Consider the following 1,100-nt stretch of genomic DNA (forward strand, 5'->3'; position numbering starts at 1 on the left):
TGTTGCACAACTCCACCAAATATATTAAAACTTGTTTAAAAGAATGAATTTTTGTAAATTTATCCATGCAAGGAAAGAAGAATTTCACCCCCAGTTATTTGTATCTGTTAATTTGTTGGATATGGTTCCAGCAGATAATTTCTACAGAAGATTATCAACCGAACTCGATTTACATTTTATTTATAAAGCCACTCAAAAGTACTACGGCAAAGAAGGACAAGAGAGCATCGATCCAGTAGTTTTTTTCAAGATTTTACTGGTTGGATATTTAAACAATATCAATAGCGATAGGCATTTGATTGCTTATTGTAGCGATAGTTTGTCTATTCGATTGTTTTTGGGTTACGATGTTTACGAAAGTTTGCCATGGCACAGTACCATAAGTAGAACACGTCAACTCTATGGCGAATCCATTTTTTTAGATTTATTTAAACTAGTTTTAAAAATGTGTGTTTCCAAAGGTATGGTTCGAGGCAAGCGTCAGGCAGTTGATAGCGTTTTCATCAAGGCAAATGCCAGTATGGATAGTTTGGTAGAGAAAGAAGTTTTAGATGACGTGAGCGCTTTTGTAAATGAATTAGAAGAGAATAGCGAATTTAAAACCACAAGTACCAGAAAAAAGCTAGTTGAACAGCACCACCATTGGAAAAAAGAAGCTTATAAAGACCAACCCAATCCCAGCTTGAACATTGATAAAGTAGATGCACATGGCAATTTAATACGACCAAGATTTGTATCAAATCACACGCATTATTCTCCAACCGATACCGATGCTAGGGTAAGTGTAAAGCCAGGTAAGGCCAGACAACTAAACTACTTCGGACAAATTGCAGTAGACGATGCGCACCACGTTATTACAGGAGCTTGTTCTGATTTTGCAGACAAGCGCGACAGTCAGTGTATCGAAAAAATCGTCGAACTCACAGAGGATAACCTAAATGAAAATGATATTGAACTAGAAGAACTTTTAGCCGATGGCGGATATAGCAGTGGTGAAGCATTAGCGTATTTACACAAAAAAAACATCGATGCTTATATTCCAAATTTCGGACAGTACAAAGCATTTCGCAAAGGCTTTATCTTCAACAAAGAATTACACC

General features: G+C 36.5%; 1 pseudogene. It reads left to right on the top strand.

Annotated features, from left to right (window positions below):
- Positions 1–65: 65 nt before the first annotated feature.
- Positions 66–1,100, top strand: a pseudogene (locus B0A57_RS06960) (transposase); the annotation flags it as partial.

The organism is Flavobacterium psychrophilum DSM 3660 = ATCC 49418 (assembly GCF_002217405.1).
Taxonomy (GTDB): Bacteria; Bacteroidota; Bacteroidia; order Flavobacteriales; family Flavobacteriaceae; genus Flavobacterium; species Flavobacterium psychrophilum.